This window comes from Bradyrhizobium sp. U87765 SZCCT0048 (assembly GCF_018131225.1).
Lineage (GTDB): Bacteria > Pseudomonadota > Alphaproteobacteria > Rhizobiales > Xanthobacteraceae > Bradyrhizobium_A.
Genome location: NZ_JAFCMM010000001.1, coordinates 2,395,150 through 2,409,519 on the forward strand (window position 1 = coordinate 2,395,150; position 14,370 = coordinate 2,409,519).

The 14,370-nt window shown below is 66.9% G+C and carries 12 protein-coding genes; 8 read left to right on the top strand and 4 right to left on the bottom strand.

The genetic code is table 11. The features are described 5' to 3' along the window. Positions 1-43: 43 nt before the first annotated feature. The 6 genes from JQ639_RS10585 to JQ639_RS10610 are packed head-to-tail and all read left to right on the top strand — an operon-like array spanning position 44 to position 7,555. The gene (locus tag JQ639_RS10585) at positions 44-2,887 is read left to right on the top strand and encodes a bifunctional transaldolase/phosoglucose isomerase (RefSeq protein WP_211966064.1); all 2,844 of its coding nucleotides are present in this window, start codon (positions 44-46) and stop codon (positions 2,885-2,887) included. 15 nt (positions 2,888-2,902) lie between these two features. Then, positions 2,903-3,889: a phosphogluconate dehydrogenase (NAD(+)-dependent, decarboxylating) gene (gene gnd / locus JQ639_RS10590; RefSeq protein WP_211966065.1), complete on the top strand. Its 987-nt coding sequence runs from the start codon at positions 2,903-2,905 to the stop codon at positions 3,887-3,889. 37 nt (positions 3,890-3,926) lie between these two features. Further along, the gene (zwf, locus tag JQ639_RS10595; RefSeq protein ID WP_211966066.1) at positions 3,927-5,444 is read left to right on the top strand and encodes a glucose-6-phosphate dehydrogenase; all 1,518 of its coding nucleotides are present in this window, start codon (positions 3,927-3,929) and stop codon (positions 5,442-5,444) included. Continuing rightward, a complete protein-coding gene (gene pgl, locus JQ639_RS10600; protein ID WP_211966067.1) occupies positions 5,441-6,190 on the top strand; it encodes a 6-phosphogluconolactonase in 750 nt (249 codons plus the stop codon). Before zwf ends, pgl begins: the two co-directional genes overlap by 4 nt. A gap of 10 nt (positions 6,191-6,200) precedes the next feature. Further along, on the top strand, positions 6,201-6,743 hold the full coding sequence (locus JQ639_RS10605; RefSeq protein WP_249123048.1) for a gluconokinase: 543 nt from the start codon (positions 6,201-6,203) through the stop codon (positions 6,741-6,743). After that, a complete protein-coding gene (locus tag JQ639_RS10610; protein ID WP_211966068.1) occupies positions 6,740-7,555 on the top strand; it encodes a Cof-type HAD-IIB family hydrolase in 816 nt (271 codons plus the stop codon). The genes JQ639_RS10605 and JQ639_RS10610 overlap by 4 nt, the downstream gene beginning before the upstream one ends. A 54-nt stretch (positions 7,556-7,609) precedes the next feature. Here the strand turns inward: JQ639_RS10610 and JQ639_RS10615 are convergent, their stop codons facing one another. Further along, on the bottom strand, positions 7,610-9,415 hold the full coding sequence (locus JQ639_RS10615; RefSeq protein WP_211966069.1) for a glycoside hydrolase family 15 protein: 1,806 nt from the start codon (positions 9,413-9,415) through the stop codon (positions 7,610-7,612). 77 nt (positions 9,416-9,492) lie between these two features. Further along, complete coding sequence (locus JQ639_RS10620) at positions 9,493-10,383, bottom strand: LysR family transcriptional regulator (protein WP_211966070.1); 891 nt, start codon at positions 10,381-10,383, stop codon at positions 9,493-9,495. Between the two features lie 131 nt (positions 10,384-10,514). Here JQ639_RS10620 and JQ639_RS10625 point away from each other — a divergent pair, with 131 nt between their 5' ends. Both JQ639_RS10625 and JQ639_RS10630 read left to right on the top strand, forming a co-directional pair. After that, positions 10,515-11,453, top strand: coding sequence for a ring-cleaving dioxygenase (locus JQ639_RS10625; protein WP_211966071.1), 939 nt, complete (start codon positions 10,515-10,517; stop codon positions 11,451-11,453). Beyond that, positions 11,453-12,085, top strand: a complete 633-nt coding sequence (locus JQ639_RS10630; RefSeq protein ID WP_211966072.1) for an alpha/beta hydrolase — start codon at positions 11,453-11,455, stop codon at positions 12,083-12,085. The genes JQ639_RS10625 and JQ639_RS10630 overlap by 1 nt, the downstream gene beginning before the upstream one ends. Before the next feature lie 65 nt (positions 12,086-12,150). Here the strand turns inward: JQ639_RS10630 and JQ639_RS10635 are convergent, their stop codons facing one another. Continuing rightward, positions 12,151-13,002 carry an SDR family NAD(P)-dependent oxidoreductase gene (locus tag JQ639_RS10635; RefSeq protein ID WP_211966073.1) on the bottom strand — a complete coding sequence of 284 codons (852 nt, stop codon included), beginning with the start codon at positions 13,000-13,002 and terminating at the stop codon, positions 12,151-12,153. 111 nt (positions 13,003-13,113) lie between these two features. Then, complete coding sequence (locus JQ639_RS10640) at positions 13,114-14,364, bottom strand: amidohydrolase family protein (RefSeq protein WP_211966074.1); 1,251 nt, start codon at positions 14,362-14,364, stop codon at positions 13,114-13,116. Between the last annotated feature and the right edge of the window lie 6 nt (positions 14,365-14,370).

Consider the following 14,370-nt stretch of genomic DNA (forward strand, 5'->3'; position numbering starts at 1 on the left):
GGGCGTCGGCGCCCCACCCTGCCAGCTCAACAGAACAGGCCCCATGAATCCCATCAAAGCGCTTCAAAAGCACGGCCAGGCAATCTGGCTCGACTTCCTGGCCCGGAACTTCATTGCCCATGGGGATCTCAAAGGCCTGATCGACCAGGATGGGGTCCGGGGCGTGACCTCGAACCCGTCGATCTTCGAAAAAGCCATCGCCGGGAGCACCGAATACGATCAGGCGATCGCCCGCCTCCTCGGAGAGCGCGACCGCTCCGTCGGCGACCTCTACGAGACGCTGGCGGTCGAAGACATTCAGAACGCCGCCGACGTGTTGCGGCCGGTCTATGACGCCCTTCATGGCGATGACGGTTATGTCAGCCTCGAGGTGTCGCCCTATCTCGCCCGCGACACCGCCGGCACCATCGCCGAGGCGGAGCGGCTGTGGCGCGCCGTGCGCCGCGACAACCTGATGATCAAGGTGCCGGGCACGCCGGAAGGCCTGCCGGCCATCGAAGCGCTGATCGCTCAGGGCATCAACGTCAACGTGACGCTGCTGTTCTCCCAGCAACTCTATGCCAGCGTGCTCGATGCCTACATCGCCGGCCTCGAAAAATGGGTTGCCGGCGGCGGCGATCCCAAGCGGATCGCGAGTGTCGCGAGTTTCTTCGTCAGCCGCATCGACAGCGCGGTCGACAAGGACCTCGACGGCAAGATCGCGGCGGCCAACGACGCCGACAAGAAGGCGGCGCTCGAGGCGCTCAAGGGCAAGGTGGCGATCGCCAACGCCAAGCTCGCCTATCAGCACTACAGGAACGTGATCGCCACCGAGCGCTGGGCGAAGCTTGCCGAGAAGGGCGCGCGGGTGCAGCGCCTGCTGTGGGCGTCGACCGGCACCAAGAACAAGGCCTACAGCGACGTGCTGTACGTCGAGGAACTGATCGGCCAGGACACCGTCAACACCGTCCCGCCGGCGACGCTCGATGCCTTCCGTGACCACGGCAAGCTGCGCGACAGTCTCGAAGAAAACGTGCCGGAGGCCGAGCGCGTGCTCGCCGAACTGGCACGCGCCGGCATTTCGCTGGAGGCAATCACCGACCGTCTGGTCGAGGAAGGCGTGACACTCTTCGCCGAAGCCTTCGACAAGCTGCTCGGCGCGGTCGCCCACAAGCGTGCGACACTGCTGTCCGCACGCATCGACGGCCAGTCGATCCGCCTCGCGCCCGACGTCGAGGCGCCGTTCAGGAAGCTCGCCGACACATGGCGCGCGGGCGGCCTGATCCGCAGCCTGTGGGCGCGTGATGCCGCGGTATGGACCGGACAGGACGAAGCCAAGTGGCTCGGCTGGCTCGATGCGGTCACCCACGGGCAGGCCGATCTGTCGCGCTATCAGGCGTTCGCCCAATGGGTGCGGTTGCAGGGCTTCACCGACGCGGTGGTGCTGGGCATGGGTGGCTCCAGTCTCGGCCCCGAGGTTATCGCCACGACCTTCGGCCATGTCGCTGGCTTCCCCAGGCTCACGATTCTGGATTCCACCGACCCGGCGCAGATCCGACGCACCGAAGCGTCGATCAAGCTCGCCACCACGCTGTTCATCGTGTCCAGCAAGTCCGGCGGCACCACCGAGCCCAACGCGCTGATGGACTATTTCTTCGCGAGGGTCGGCGAAAGCCAGGGCGACAAGGCCGGCCAGCATTTCGTGGCCGTCACCGATCCGGGATCGTCGCTGGAAAAGACCGCCAGGACCCGCGGCTTCGCCCACGTATTCCATGGCGATCCCAGCATTGGCGGTCGCTATTCCGTGCTGTCGCCGTTCGGCCTCGTGCCGGCCGCCGCCACCGGGCTTGATCTCGGCCGTTTTCTCGAGGCCGCGGCCAGCATGGTGCGAGCCTGTGGACCCGACGTACCGCCGGACGAGAATCCCGGCGTACAGCTTGGCTTGGCGCTCGGCGCCGCCGCCCTGCTCGGCAAAGACAAGGTCACGCTGACCGCATCGGCAGAGATCGGCGACTTCGGCGCCTGGGTCGAGCAGCTCATCGCCGAATCGACCGGCAAGAACGGCAAGGCGCTGATCCCGCTGGAGGGAGAGACCCTCGGCACGCCGGAAGTATACGGCCATGACCGTGTCTTCGTCGATCTCAGCCTCAAGGACGATCACGCCCGAGAGGCCACGCTCGCCGCACTGGAAAAGGCCGGCCATCCGGTGGTGCGGATCGCGGTGACCGATCCGCTGCACATCGGCCAGGAGTTCTTCCGTTTCGAGATCGCGACCGCGGTCGCCGGCGCCGTCATCGGCATCAACCCGTTCGACCAGCCCGACGTCGAGGCCGCCAAGGTCAAGACGCGCGAATTGACCGCCGCGTTTGAGAGCACCGGCGCTTTGCCAGCGGAGACCGCCGTCGTCACCGACGGCACCATCGCCATCTACACCGATGCGGCGAACGCCGCCGCGTTGCGCAAGGCCGGCGCCGATGGCAGCGTCGCGTCCTGGCTCAAGGCGCATTTCGGCCGGATCAAGTCCGGCGACTATGCCGCCTTGCTCGCCTATGTCGACCGCGACGATGCCCACATTGCGGCCGCGCACGCGTTGCGCATGGCGATCAGGGATCGCAGGCATGTCGCGACCTGCGTCGGCTTCGGTCCGCGCTTCCTGCACTCCACCGGCCAGGCCTACAAGGGCGGCCCCGACAGCGGCGTGTTCCTGCAGATCACGGCCGACGATACCGCCGACCTTGCCGTGCCCGGCCACAAGGCGAGCTTTGGTGTCATCAAGGCGGCGCAGGCGCGCGGCGACTTCGACGTCCTGACCGAACGCGGCCGCCGGGCGTTGCGGCTGCACATCAAAGGGGACCTCGCCAAGGGGCTCGCAGCCATCCGTGACGCCGCCGATAGCGCGCTTTCGTAACCAGGACAGAGCAAGATGCAGATCGGCCTCGTCGGCCTCGGACGCATGGGCGGCAACATCACGCGTCGCCTCATCACCAGGGGCCAGCACCAGGTGGTGGTGTACGACCAGAACCCCAAGGCGGTCGGCGACCTCGCCGCCGCCGGCGCCGCGGCCAGCGGCTCGCTCGAAGACCTCGTCAGGAAACTGCGGGCGCCGCGGGTGGTATGGGTGATGCTGCCCGCGGGCACGATCACCGAAAACACGATCACGACCCTCGCCTCGCTCCTGTCTCCCGGCGACACCATCATCGATGGCGGCAACACCTTCTGGCAGGACGACATCCGCCGCGCGCGAACGCTCAGGGACAAAGACCTCCACTATGTCGACGTCGGTACCAGCGGCGGCGTGTGGGGCCTGGAGCGTGGCTACTGCATGATGATCGGTGGCGAGAAGGCCATCGTCGATCGCCTCGACCCGATCTTCGCCACCCTGGCGCCTGGCGCCGGCGCGATCCCGCGCACGCCGGGCCGCGATGGCCGCGACCCGCGCGTCGAGCAGGGCTACGTCCACGCCGGCCCCAGCGGTGCCGGCCACTTCGTCAAGATGATCCATAACGGCATCGAGTACGGCGTGATGCAGGCCTATGCCGAGGGCTTCGACATCCTCAAGAACGCCGGCATCGACGCACTGCCCAAAGAACACCGCTTCGACATCGACGTCGCTGATGTCGCGGAGGTGTGGCGGCGCGGCAGCGTGATCACCTCGTGGCTGCTCGACCTGACCGCAACCGCCCTCGCCGGCAACCCGACGCTCGAAGCGTACTCCGGCTTCGTCGAGGATTCCGGCGAAGGCCGCTGGACCATCGAAGCGGCGATCAGCGAGGCGGTGCCGGCGGAAGCGATCACCGCAGCGCTCTATGCCCGTTTCCGCTCGCGCAAGGACCACACCTTCGCCGAAAAGATCCTTTCGGCAATGCGGCATGGCTTCGGCGGCCATGTCGAGCCTCCGAAAGCCACCTGACACCCGCCGTCAACCTGCGAGGCCGACCAGAATTCCCATGAGCTCAGACACGACCGCGAAGCCGAAAATTCCGGACCCCTGCTGTTTCGTCATCTTCGGCGTGACCGGCGACCTGGCCCACCGTCTGGTGACGCCCGCGCTCTACAACCTCGCCGAGGCCGGCCTGTTGCCAGACCAGTTCTGCGTCGTCGGCGTCACCCGCACCGAGATGCAGAGCAGTTCGCTGCGCGACGACCTGCTAGGCGCTCTCAACAAGTTCGCGACCCGCCCCATTGACAAGGGCATCGCCGGCAAGCTTTTCGACTGCGTCACCAGCGTCCATGCCGATCCCCGCGACCACGGCTCGTTCGACCGCCTCAAGGCCCATCTCGACGATATCGCCAAGCGCGGCATCCACAACGTGCTGTTCTACATGGCGGTGCCGCCGACCGCCTTCAAACCGATCAGCGAGGAACTCGGACGCACTGGCCTGCTGCGCGAAGAGAACGGCGGCTGGCGCCGCCTCGTCATCGAGAAGCCGTTCGGCACCGATCTCGCATCGGCGCAACAGCTCAATCACGATCTGCTGCGGATCGTCGACGAACACCAGATTTACCGGATCGATCATTATCTCGGCAAGGAGACGGTGCAGAACATCCTGGTGTTCCGCTTCGCCAACGGCATGTTCGAGCCGATCTGGAATCGCAACCATATCGACCATGTCCAGATCACCGTGTCGGAGATGCTGGACGTCGGCCGCCGCGGCAGCTTCTACGACGCCACCGGCGCGATGCGCGACATGGTGCCGAACCATCTGTTCCAGTTGCTGTCGCTGGTGACCATGGAGCCGCCGTCGCGCTTCGACGCCCATTCGGTGCGCTCGGAAAAAGGCGAAGTGCTGTCGGCGATCCAGATCCAGACGCCGGAAGAGGCCCTGCACAATTCGGTACGCGGCCAGTATGTCGCCGGACGCAGCGGCGACAAGCCCATCGCCGACTATCGCAGCACGCCAGATGTCGATCCGGCGAGCGTCACCGAGACCTACGCGGCGATGAAGCTGACCATCGACAACTGGCGCTGGGCCGGCGTGCCGTTCTATCTGCGCACCGGCAAGGCGCTGACCTCGAAGCGCACCGAGGTCGCGATCCGCTTCAAGCAGGCGCCGTTCTCGATGTTCCGCGCCACCGAGGTCGAGCGGTTGTCGCAGAACTACCTCGTGATCGGCATCGAGCCGACCGAGAGCATCACCCTGCAGTTCAACACCAAGGTGCCAGGCCCCACCGTCGCCATCGACGGCGTCGAGATGCGTTTCAAGTACAAGGACTACTTCAAGGCGGCGCCGAGCACCGGCTACGAGACGCTGATCTACGACTGCATGATCGGCGACAACATCCTGTTCCAGCGCGCCGACAGCGTCGAAGCCGGCTGGCAGGCCGTGCAGCCATTCCTGGACGCCTGGCAGCGTGCCGGAGGCGACGGCCTTGCACTCTATCGGGCCGGCACCGATGGCCCTCGCGAGGCGCACAGCCTGATCGAACGCGACGGCCGCCGCTGGCGCAGGCTCGACGGCGAATGACGGCGCCGGACCCGCGCCATGTCATCGTGCGCTCGGATCCGGCGGCGCTGGCGGAAGTCGCCGCGCAGCGGCTTGTCGACCGGATTGCAACCAGCGCGGTGCCCGCGGCGGTCTGCCTGACCGGCGGCTCGACGCCCAGGCGGCTCTATGAACTGCTCGCGACGCCTCCCTGGCGGGATCGGATTCCCTGGTCGCAGGTGCACTGGTTCATCGGCGACGACCGTTTCGTCGCGCAGGACGACCCCCTCAGCAATATCGGCATGGCGCGCCGCGCCTTTCTCGACACCTGCGCTGCGCCCGGCACCGTCCACGCCATTCCCACCGGCGCGGCGACGCCGGACGAAGCCGCCGACGGCTACGCGCGTACGCTGACGACTTTCCACGCCAGCCAGCGCGGCGGGCGACCGCTCTTCGATCTCGTGCTGCTCGGCATCGGCCCGGACGGCCACGTTGCCTCCCTGTTTCCCAACGACGCCGCGGCCCTCGCCGAGCGCCGCAAGTGGGTGGTCGGCGTGCCACGCGCCAATGTCTCGCCGTTCGTGCCGCGCGTCAGCCTGACCTTCACCAGCCTTGCGTCGACGTCAGAGATGCTGTTTGTGGTGGCTGGCCACGACAAGCAGGCTGTCCTGCAGCGGCTGATCGCCGGCGCCGACCTGCCCGCCGCCCATGCCCGCGCCAGCGATGGCGAGACGGTGTGGCTGATCGACGAGGCGGCAAGACCCGCGAATCTGAACGTGACCACCTGAACGATGCATGATGACCGACCGGACGCCTGACCCTCTCGCCGCCATCATCCTGATGGGGGTGTCGGGCTCGGGCAAAAGCACCGTCGCCGCCGCTCTCGCGCAGCGGACCGGACTGACCTGCGCGGATGCCGACAGCTTCCATCCTGCGGCCAACATCGCCAGGATGTCCGCCGGCATCCCCCTGACCGACGACGATCGCTGGCCATGGCTGCGGGCCATCGCAGCCGCGATCGACAGCCATGCATCCCATGCGGCGGCGCCGCTGATCATCGCCTGTTCGGCGCTCAAGCGGACCTACCGCGATATTCTGGTTCACGGCCGCTCCGACGTGCGGATCGTCTACCTCAAGGGAACGCGCGAGCTGATCGCCAGTCGCCTCGCGGCGCGGCACGACCATTTCATGCCGCCGTCACTGCTCGACAGCCAGTTCGCCGCGCTCGAGGAGCCCGGTCCGGACGAGCCGGTGATCACGATCGCCGTCGACGCGAACGTCGACACCATCGTTGCCGCGATCATCGACGATCTCGGCCTTCCAGCGCGAGCCCCGTCATGACCGCTGCCCAGCCCATCGCCCTTGTCGTGTCCGATATCGACGGCACGCTGGTGACGCCCGACAAGCAGATCACACCGGCCGCGCGGGCCGCGATCACTGCGCTGCGTCAGCGCGGCATCGGCTTCTCGCTGACCAGCAGCCGTCCGGGATACGGCATGCAGGCCCTGATCAGGGAGCTCGAGCTGCAACTGCCGATCGGCCCGTTCAACGGCTCCTCCGTGGTCGCACCGGATCTCGCCGTTCTCGACGAGCATGTGGTCCCGCCGGACGCGGCACGGCAGAGCGTCGCCTTTCTCGCACGCAAGAACTTCGACATCTGGCTGTTCACCGGCACCGAATGGCTTGCCCATCGCGACGACGACCGCTATGTGCCGCGCGAGCAGCACGCCATCAGCACCGCGCCGCGTTTCATCTCCGACGACGCGCCCTATCTCGATCGATGCTGCAAGATCGTCGGCGTCAGCGGCGACTTTGCCCGGCTCGCCGACGGCGAAGCCGAGCTGAAGGCCATGATCGGCGCGCAGGCGCATGTCGCCCGTTCGCAGAACTATTACCTCGATATCACGCCGCCCGGTCACGACAAGGGCACCTTCGTCGCTGCGCTGGGCGCCCGGCTCGGCGTCCCCATGGCAAGCATCGCCACCATCGGAGACATGCCGAACGACGTGCCGATGTTCGGCGTCAGCGGGCTGTCGTTCGCCATGGGCAACGCCAGCGACGCGGTCAAGGCGAAGGCGAGCCGGACCACTGCGAGCAACACCGAGGACGGCTTCGCCAGGGCGATGGACGAGGTGCTGCGCAGCCACGGTTGAGACGCGCCGCGTCCGGCACCCTCGCCGCTGCGCTACCGCCTGCTCCAGCGCCGTTCAGCCCGGTCGCTGCACGACCGGCTTCCTGCTCGAATGTACCGCCTCGTAGATGTTGTGCGCGGTGTTGATCAGCGCGATGTGGGTGAGCGCCTGAGGAAAATTTCCGGTCTGTCGCCGTGACACCGGATCGTATTCCTCCGAAATCAGGCCGACATCGTTGGCAACGCCGGCCACCCGCAGGAACAGTTCACGCGCTTTCTCGATATCGCCGCGCATCACATAGGAATCCGCGAGCCACAGCGTGCAGGCGAGAAATGCGCCTTCGATCGGCTCGACCTCGTCCGGGCGGGGCTCGCGCGGGTCGTGGCGCAGCACGAAGCCATCGCGCATCAGATGCCGCTCGATACCGGCAATGGTCGCCGCGATGCGCGGATCGCCGACCGGCAGGAAGCCCACCGACGGCAGCAGCAACAGGCTCGCATCCAGCGTGTTGCCACCATAGGCGACGACAAAGCCCCCCGTATCGGGATCGATGCCGTTGGTACAGATATCGGCATGGATGCGCTCGCGGAGCTGCTTCCACAGATCGACCGGTGCATCGAAGCCGAACGCTTCGGCACTCTTGATCCCGCGATCGAACGCCACCCAGCACATCACCTTGGAGAACACATAGTGTCGTCCGGCTCCGCGCACTTCCCAGATGCCGCTGTCGGGCTGCATCCAGACTTCGGCGACGTGATCGAGAATGGCGCATTCGAGCGCCCAGGTGCCCCCGTCGAGTTCGACCTCCGCCTTGCGCGCGTGATGAAAGGTGTCGAGCAGCTCACCATAGACATCGAGCTGCAGCTGGGCGTGCGCGGCATTGCCGAACCGCACCGGCTGTGATCCCTCATACCCCGGCAGCCATCCCGCCTCCCATTCCAGCAGACGGCGCTGGCCGGTGATGCTGTACATGATCTGAAGGTCCGCCGGCGAACCGGCCACCGAGCGCAATAGCCAGTTGTGCCATTCGCCGGCCTCGGCGTAGTAGCCGCTGTTCATCAGCGAGAACAGCGTGAACGTCGCATCGCGCAGCCAGCAGTAGCGATAGTCCCAGTTGCGCGCGCCACCGATCTTTTCAGGCAGCGAGGCGGTCGGCGCAGCGACGATGCCGCCGGTCGGCGCAAAGGTCAGCGCCTTGAGCGTGATCAGTGAGCGCTGCACCAGCTCGCGCCGCTTGCCGTGATAGGTGCTGCGGCTCGACCATTCGGTCCAGAAGGCTTCGGTGTCGGCCATCGCCTGCAGCGGGTCGACCGAAGCGGGGACCGGACGATGCGAGGCCTGATAGGTGAGCACGAACGGCACGACGTCGCCGGCCTCGACATCGAAGGTCGCCACCGTCGTCATGTTCTCGCCGCGGACATCGACGGGAGTGCGGAGCACCACCATGTCCGGCCCGGCGACCGCCAGCAGCGTGCCGTCATCGAGCCGCCGCACCCAGGGAATGTTCGCGCCGGTGCCGAAACGCAGCACCAGCTCCATCGACATGGCGACGCGGCCGCTGTCGCCGCGAACGATGCGCACGATATCGGAAGCTTCCCCACGCGGCGGCATGAAGTCGACCAGGGTGACAACACCCGTGTCACACGTGAAGCGCGTCTCCAGGATCAGCGTTTCACGACGATACGCGCGGGTGACAGTGCTGCCCGACCGCTGCGGCGCGATCAGCCAGCGCCCGTGATCGGGCGTCCCCAGCAAGGCGGCGAAACAGGCTTCGGAATCGAATGCCGGCCAGCAAAGCCAGTCGATCGAGCCATCACGGCCGACAAGCGCGGCGGTGAGGCAGTCGCCGATCAGGGCGTAGTCTTCGATGCGGGAGGGCAACCTGGCAGGACTCCGGAACAGCCAAGAGGACGGCGGGCAACGCCGCTGCACCGAAAAAGTTCCACTTCCAGCCGGGCCTAGCTCCCGGCCGCGAAGCGTTCCACCAGGAAATCGATGAACAATCGCACCTTGAGTGCGAGATGGCGCGTCGGCGGATAGATCGCATACAGCGTCAGCGGCGGCGCGCGATAGTCCGACAGCACCGCCTGCAGTTCGCCGCCGCGCAACGCGGCGTCCGCAATGAATACCGGCAGCAGCGCCACGCCGCGACTGCCGACTGCCGCGTCGCGCAGCACCTCGGCGTTGTTGACGCACAGCGTCCAGGACGGCTGGATCCAGTGATCGCCGTCCTTGCCGCTGAGCTTCCACTGGTTGCCGGTGGAGAGATAGCCGTAGGTCAGGCAATTGTGATCGCGCAGATCGGTGGGATGGCGCGGTGCGCCATGCTTCGCCAGATAATCCGGCGAAGCGCAGACCACGCGGTCGATCGGCATGATCTTGCGCGCGATCAGGCTGGAGGCTTCGAGATCGGCGATGCGCAGCGTGACGTCGAGACCGTCCTGCACCGGATCGACCTGCTGGTCGCTGAGCACGAGCTGGATGCGCAGGTCGGGATAGCGCACCATGAAGTCCGCGATCGCCGGCCCGAGCTGCAGCGTGCCGAACGACATCGGCGCGTTGACCCGCAACAGGCCGCGCGGCGTCGCCTGCAGGTCAGCGACAGCCTGATCAGCAGCGTCGAGATCGCCGAGCACGCCCAGCACCCGTTCGAAATAGGCCTGGCCGTTTTCCGTCGGGCTGACATGGCGCGTGGTGCGATTGAGCAGTTGCACCCCGAGATCATTCTCGAGGTCCGCGATGTACTTGCTCACCGCCGAGCGCGATAGCCGCAGGGCCCGCCCCGCCTCCGAGAAGCTGCCGTGCTCGACCACCTTCACGAAGGCCCGTAGCCCCTCCAGCTTGTCCATGATCTCTCCCCGATCGATTGTTTCCGTTTTATAGACAGTAATGTCATATATTGCCAGATTGTCTTTAAATCGGGCCGAGCCAATATCACCGCCAGACGAACACCACACCTCAAACCAACGGAGACGACACCATGTCTGGCATCCACCACGTCACCGCGATCGCCGGTAACGCCCTGCGCAACCTCGACTTTTACACCCGGACGCTGGGCCTGCGGCTGGTCAAGAAGACCGTCAATTTCGACGATCCCGGCACCTACCACTTCTACTATGGCGACGAGGCCGGCCGCCCCGGCACCATCCTGACCTTCTTCCCGTGGGAGCACGCGGCGGCCGGTCGCGGCGGCGTCGGCCAGACGCACCAGACCTCCTTTCGCGTTCCGGCGCGCTCGATCGGCTACTGGACCCACCGCTTCATCGAGAAGGGTGTCGCCCATGAGCCGCTGGAGAAGCGCTTCGGCGAGACGGTGCTGACGTTCACCGATCCGGACGGCATGAGCCTTGCGCTCGTCGGCGTCCCCGGCGCGGAGAACGAGGCCGGCTGGAGCGATGGCGATGTCCCGGCGGAGCATGCGATCCGCGGCTTCCATGGCGTCACGCTGCTGCTCGACAGCGCCGCGAAGACCGGAGCAATCCTCACGGACGTGTTCGGCTTCACCGAGGTCGGCCGCGAAGCTTCGACGGTCCGCTACCAGGCGTCCGACGCCGCCGGCGGCATTGTCGATATCTACGAGGCCAAGGGCTTCCTGCCGGGACGGATGGGCCGCGGCTCGGTCCATCATATCGCCTTCCGCGCGGCTGACGACGTCGCGGAGGCCGAGATGGCCCGCAAGCTGGTGCACGACCACGGCATGCACCCGACCGAGCAGAAGGACCGCAACTACTTCCGCTCGATCTACTTCCGCGAACCGGGCGGCGTGTTGTTCGAGATCGCGACCGACATCCCCGGCTTTGCGATCGACGAACCGCTCGCCACACTGGGGCAGGAGCTGAAGCTGCCGGCGTTCCTCGAACCGCACCGCAAGGACATCGAGAACGTGCTGCCGGCGATCGAAAAGGCAAAGGCTGCGTAATGTCCAGATTGTCTTTCACCCACCGCGTCGAGCCGGGCAACCGGCCCGACGCCACTCCCCTGCTGCTGCTGCATGGCACCGGCGGCGACGAGAACGACCTGCTGCCGCTCGGCCGCATGGTGGCGCCGGGATCGACGCTGCTTGCGGTCCGCGGCCAGGTGCTGGAGCACGGCATGCCACGGTTCTTCCGCCGTCTGGCGGAAGGCGTGTTCGACGAGGACGACGTGCGCCGGAGGGCGCACGAGCTCGCCGACTTCGTCGCGGCCGCGCGTGCCGAGTATGACCTCGCAGCACCGATCGCTCTCGGCTACTCGAATGGCGCCAACATCGCCGCAGCGGTGATGCTGCTGCGTCCCGGCGTGTTGCGCGGCGGCATCCTGCTGCGCGCCATGGTGCCGCTCGAAACGCCGCCACCGGCCGACCTTGCCGGCACCTCGGTGCTGGTGGCCTCGGGCACACGCGACCCGATCGTGCCCGCGGCCAATGGCGAACGGCTGGCGGCGATGCTCTCCGCTGCCGGCGCAGATGTCGAACGGCGCGTGCTGCCGTCGGGCCACGAATTGTCGCAAGCCGACCTGACGCTGGCGCGCAACTGGCTGGCGCAACACCAGGGGCAGGCGTCGGCCGCCTGACCGGGCGACCTCCACACATGGCAACGGCGTGTCCTTTTCGCGGGACACGCCGTGGTCGTCAATGATCAGGCCTGTCTGACGAACGCGGCAAACGCCTCCGCGTAATCCGGATGCCAGCGCGACAGCGCCGGCCTGTTCTCAACGATGTCGCCGGCGGCCCACAGGATGCGCCGCTCGTCGAGCGCACGCGGCACGTCGTTGTCCGGGCACAGGATGTAGAAGTCCCCCGCCTCCAGACGCGCGATCATGAAATCGACCGTCTGTTCGGGCGTCCACGCCGCTGCGGGCTTTTCCGTGCGGCCGCGGGCGGTGATGCCCGTAAACACGAATCCCGGAATGAGCAGATGGGCGCTGAGGCCATGGCCTGCGGTGTTGCGCAGCTCGTGCTGCAGCGCCTCAGTGAATGCCTTCACGCCCGCCTTGGCGACGTTGTAGGCCGGATCGCCCGGCGGCGTGGTGATGCCTTGCTTCGATCCTGTGTTGACGATCAGACCAGGCCGGCCACGTGCGATCATCGCCGGCGCGAACACCCGCGTGCCATGGATCACACCCCAGAGATTGACGCCGAGGACCTGCTCCCAGTTCGCAAGCGGACCGAACAGTGCGCTGCCCGGCTGAACCCCGGCGTTGTTCATCAGCACATCGGTGCCGCCGAAACGCGTGGCGACGGCATCCTGCAGACGGTGCAGTTCATCCTCACGGCCGACGTCGGTCGCCACCGCCATCACACCGTCGGCGCCGTGCGGCGACGCCGATGCAATTGCGGAAGCGGCCGCGGCGAGGCGATCCTCGCCGAGATCGGCGATGCACACGGACAGGCCGAGCGCGGCGAAACGCTTCGCTGCGGCAAGGCCGATGCCGGACGCGCCGCCAGTGACGACGGCGACGGACCCGGACGACAAAGCGGGATGGGACACGCGGCAAATCTCCTGAAGCTGCGAGGTCGGCAGGGCGGCCAACCGATCACGAACCGCCTTACAGCGCAATCGTCACCGTAACATGGCAACCTGGGGCCATCACCGTCGCAGCTAGCCCGCTAGTGCTTCCTGCGCCAGCGGGCGCAGCAACTGCGCTGCCGGCCGCGAGAACGTCATCTCGCCGTGACGCAGGCCAAAAAGCGGCGATGCCAGCGTTGCCACCGCCTCGGCCGGATCATGAGCATCGAGCGCGACCAGATTAGCCGGGGCGCCGACGGCGATGCCATAGCCGCCGAGCCGCATCAGCCGCGCCGGGCCGGCCGTGATCATATCGAAGCAGGCCGCGAGCCCGTCCGGCGTGCCAATCTGCAGCACGTTGGCATAGAGATTGGCCATGCGCAGCAGCGAGCAGTCGCCGAACGGCGTAAACGGATTGAGCACATTGTTGGTGGCGAGCGAACAGGTGACGCCGCTGTCGGCCACCCGATGCAGCGGCGCCACGCCGCGCGGCACGCTGTGGCTACGTCCCGCTCCCATCAGGAAGAGATCCGTCGCCGGCAGCGCCGTAAGCGCAACGCCGACGTCCGCGAGCCGCGTCGAGACGGCCGCGAGGTCGTCCGGCGCCAGCTCCGACAGCTTGGTGACATGCCCGGCGGCGACGCGGCCGCCGAAGCCATGGCGCGCTGTCTGCCGGCAGACCTCGTCGAGATGCATCCACGACGGGTCGAGATCGAAATCGAGATGGAAATCGATGTCGATATCGAAGCGGCCTGCAATGTCGAAGATGCGCGCGATCTGTCCGGCGGGATCGCTGTCGGCATAGGGGCATCCGCCGATCAGATCGGCGCCGGTGGCGCAGGCTTCGACAAGCAGATCCTCGGCGCCGGGATCGTTGAGCAATCCCTCCTGCGGGAACACGCAGATCTGCAGGTCGATCGCCCAGCGATAGTCGCGCCGCAGCGCGCTGACGGCGCGAAAGCCCTTGAGCCCGACGCGCGGATCGACCTCGACATGGGTCCGCATCCGGTTGGTGCCTTGCACGATCGCCTTCTCCAGCGTCCGCGCGCCGCGCTGATAAATGTCCTCCTCCGTAAAATCGCGCTTGGCTGCGGCGACGGCTGCGATCGCTTCGCCCAGCGTACCCGTCTGGCAGACACAGCGCCCGGTCAGGCAGGCCTTGTCGAGGTGGATGTGGCTGTCGACGAAGCCGGGCGTGACGAGGCGGCCGTCGAGCGCGATCTCGCGCGCGGACGCAGCAATGCGCGGCGCGATCTCGGCGATGATCCCGGCGCGGACGCCGATATCGACCGGGGCGGATCGTCCGACAAGCGCCGCCTGGCGCAGGATGAGGTCGAAAGGCATGTCTTG

Bases quoted from the DNA above. Each gene is read 5' to 3' on its own strand.
- JQ639_RS10585 (WP_211966064.1), top strand. From the start codon at position 44: ATGAATCCCATCAAAGCGCTTCAAAAGCACGGCCAGGCAATCTGGCTC.
- gnd (WP_211966065.1), top strand. From the start codon at position 2,903: ATGCAGATCGGCCTCGTCGGCCTCGGACGCATGGGCGGCAACATCACG.
- zwf (WP_211966066.1), top strand. From the start codon at position 3,927: ATGAGCTCAGACACGACCGCGAAGCCGAAAATTCCGGACCCCTGCTGT.
- pgl (WP_211966067.1), top strand. From the start codon at position 5,441: ATGACGGCGCCGGACCCGCGCCATGTCATCGTGCGCTCGGATCCGGCG.
- JQ639_RS10605 (WP_249123048.1), top strand. From the start codon at position 6,201: ATGACCGACCGGACGCCTGACCCTCTCGCCGCCATCATCCTGATGGGG.
- JQ639_RS10610 (WP_211966068.1), top strand. From the start codon at position 6,740: ATGACCGCTGCCCAGCCCATCGCCCTTGTCGTGTCCGATATCGACGGC.
- JQ639_RS10620 (WP_211966070.1), bottom strand. From the start codon at position 10,383: ATGGACAAGCTGGAGGGGCTACGGGCCTTCGTGAAGGTGGTCGAGCAC.
- JQ639_RS10625 (WP_211966071.1), top strand. From the start codon at position 10,515: ATGTCTGGCATCCACCACGTCACCGCGATCGCCGGTAACGCCCTGCGC.
- JQ639_RS10630 (WP_211966072.1), top strand. From the start codon at position 11,453: ATGTCCAGATTGTCTTTCACCCACCGCGTCGAGCCGGGCAACCGGCCC.
- JQ639_RS10640 (WP_211966074.1), bottom strand. From the start codon at position 14,364: ATGCCTTTCGACCTCATCCTGCGCCAGGCGGCGCTTGTCGGACGATCC.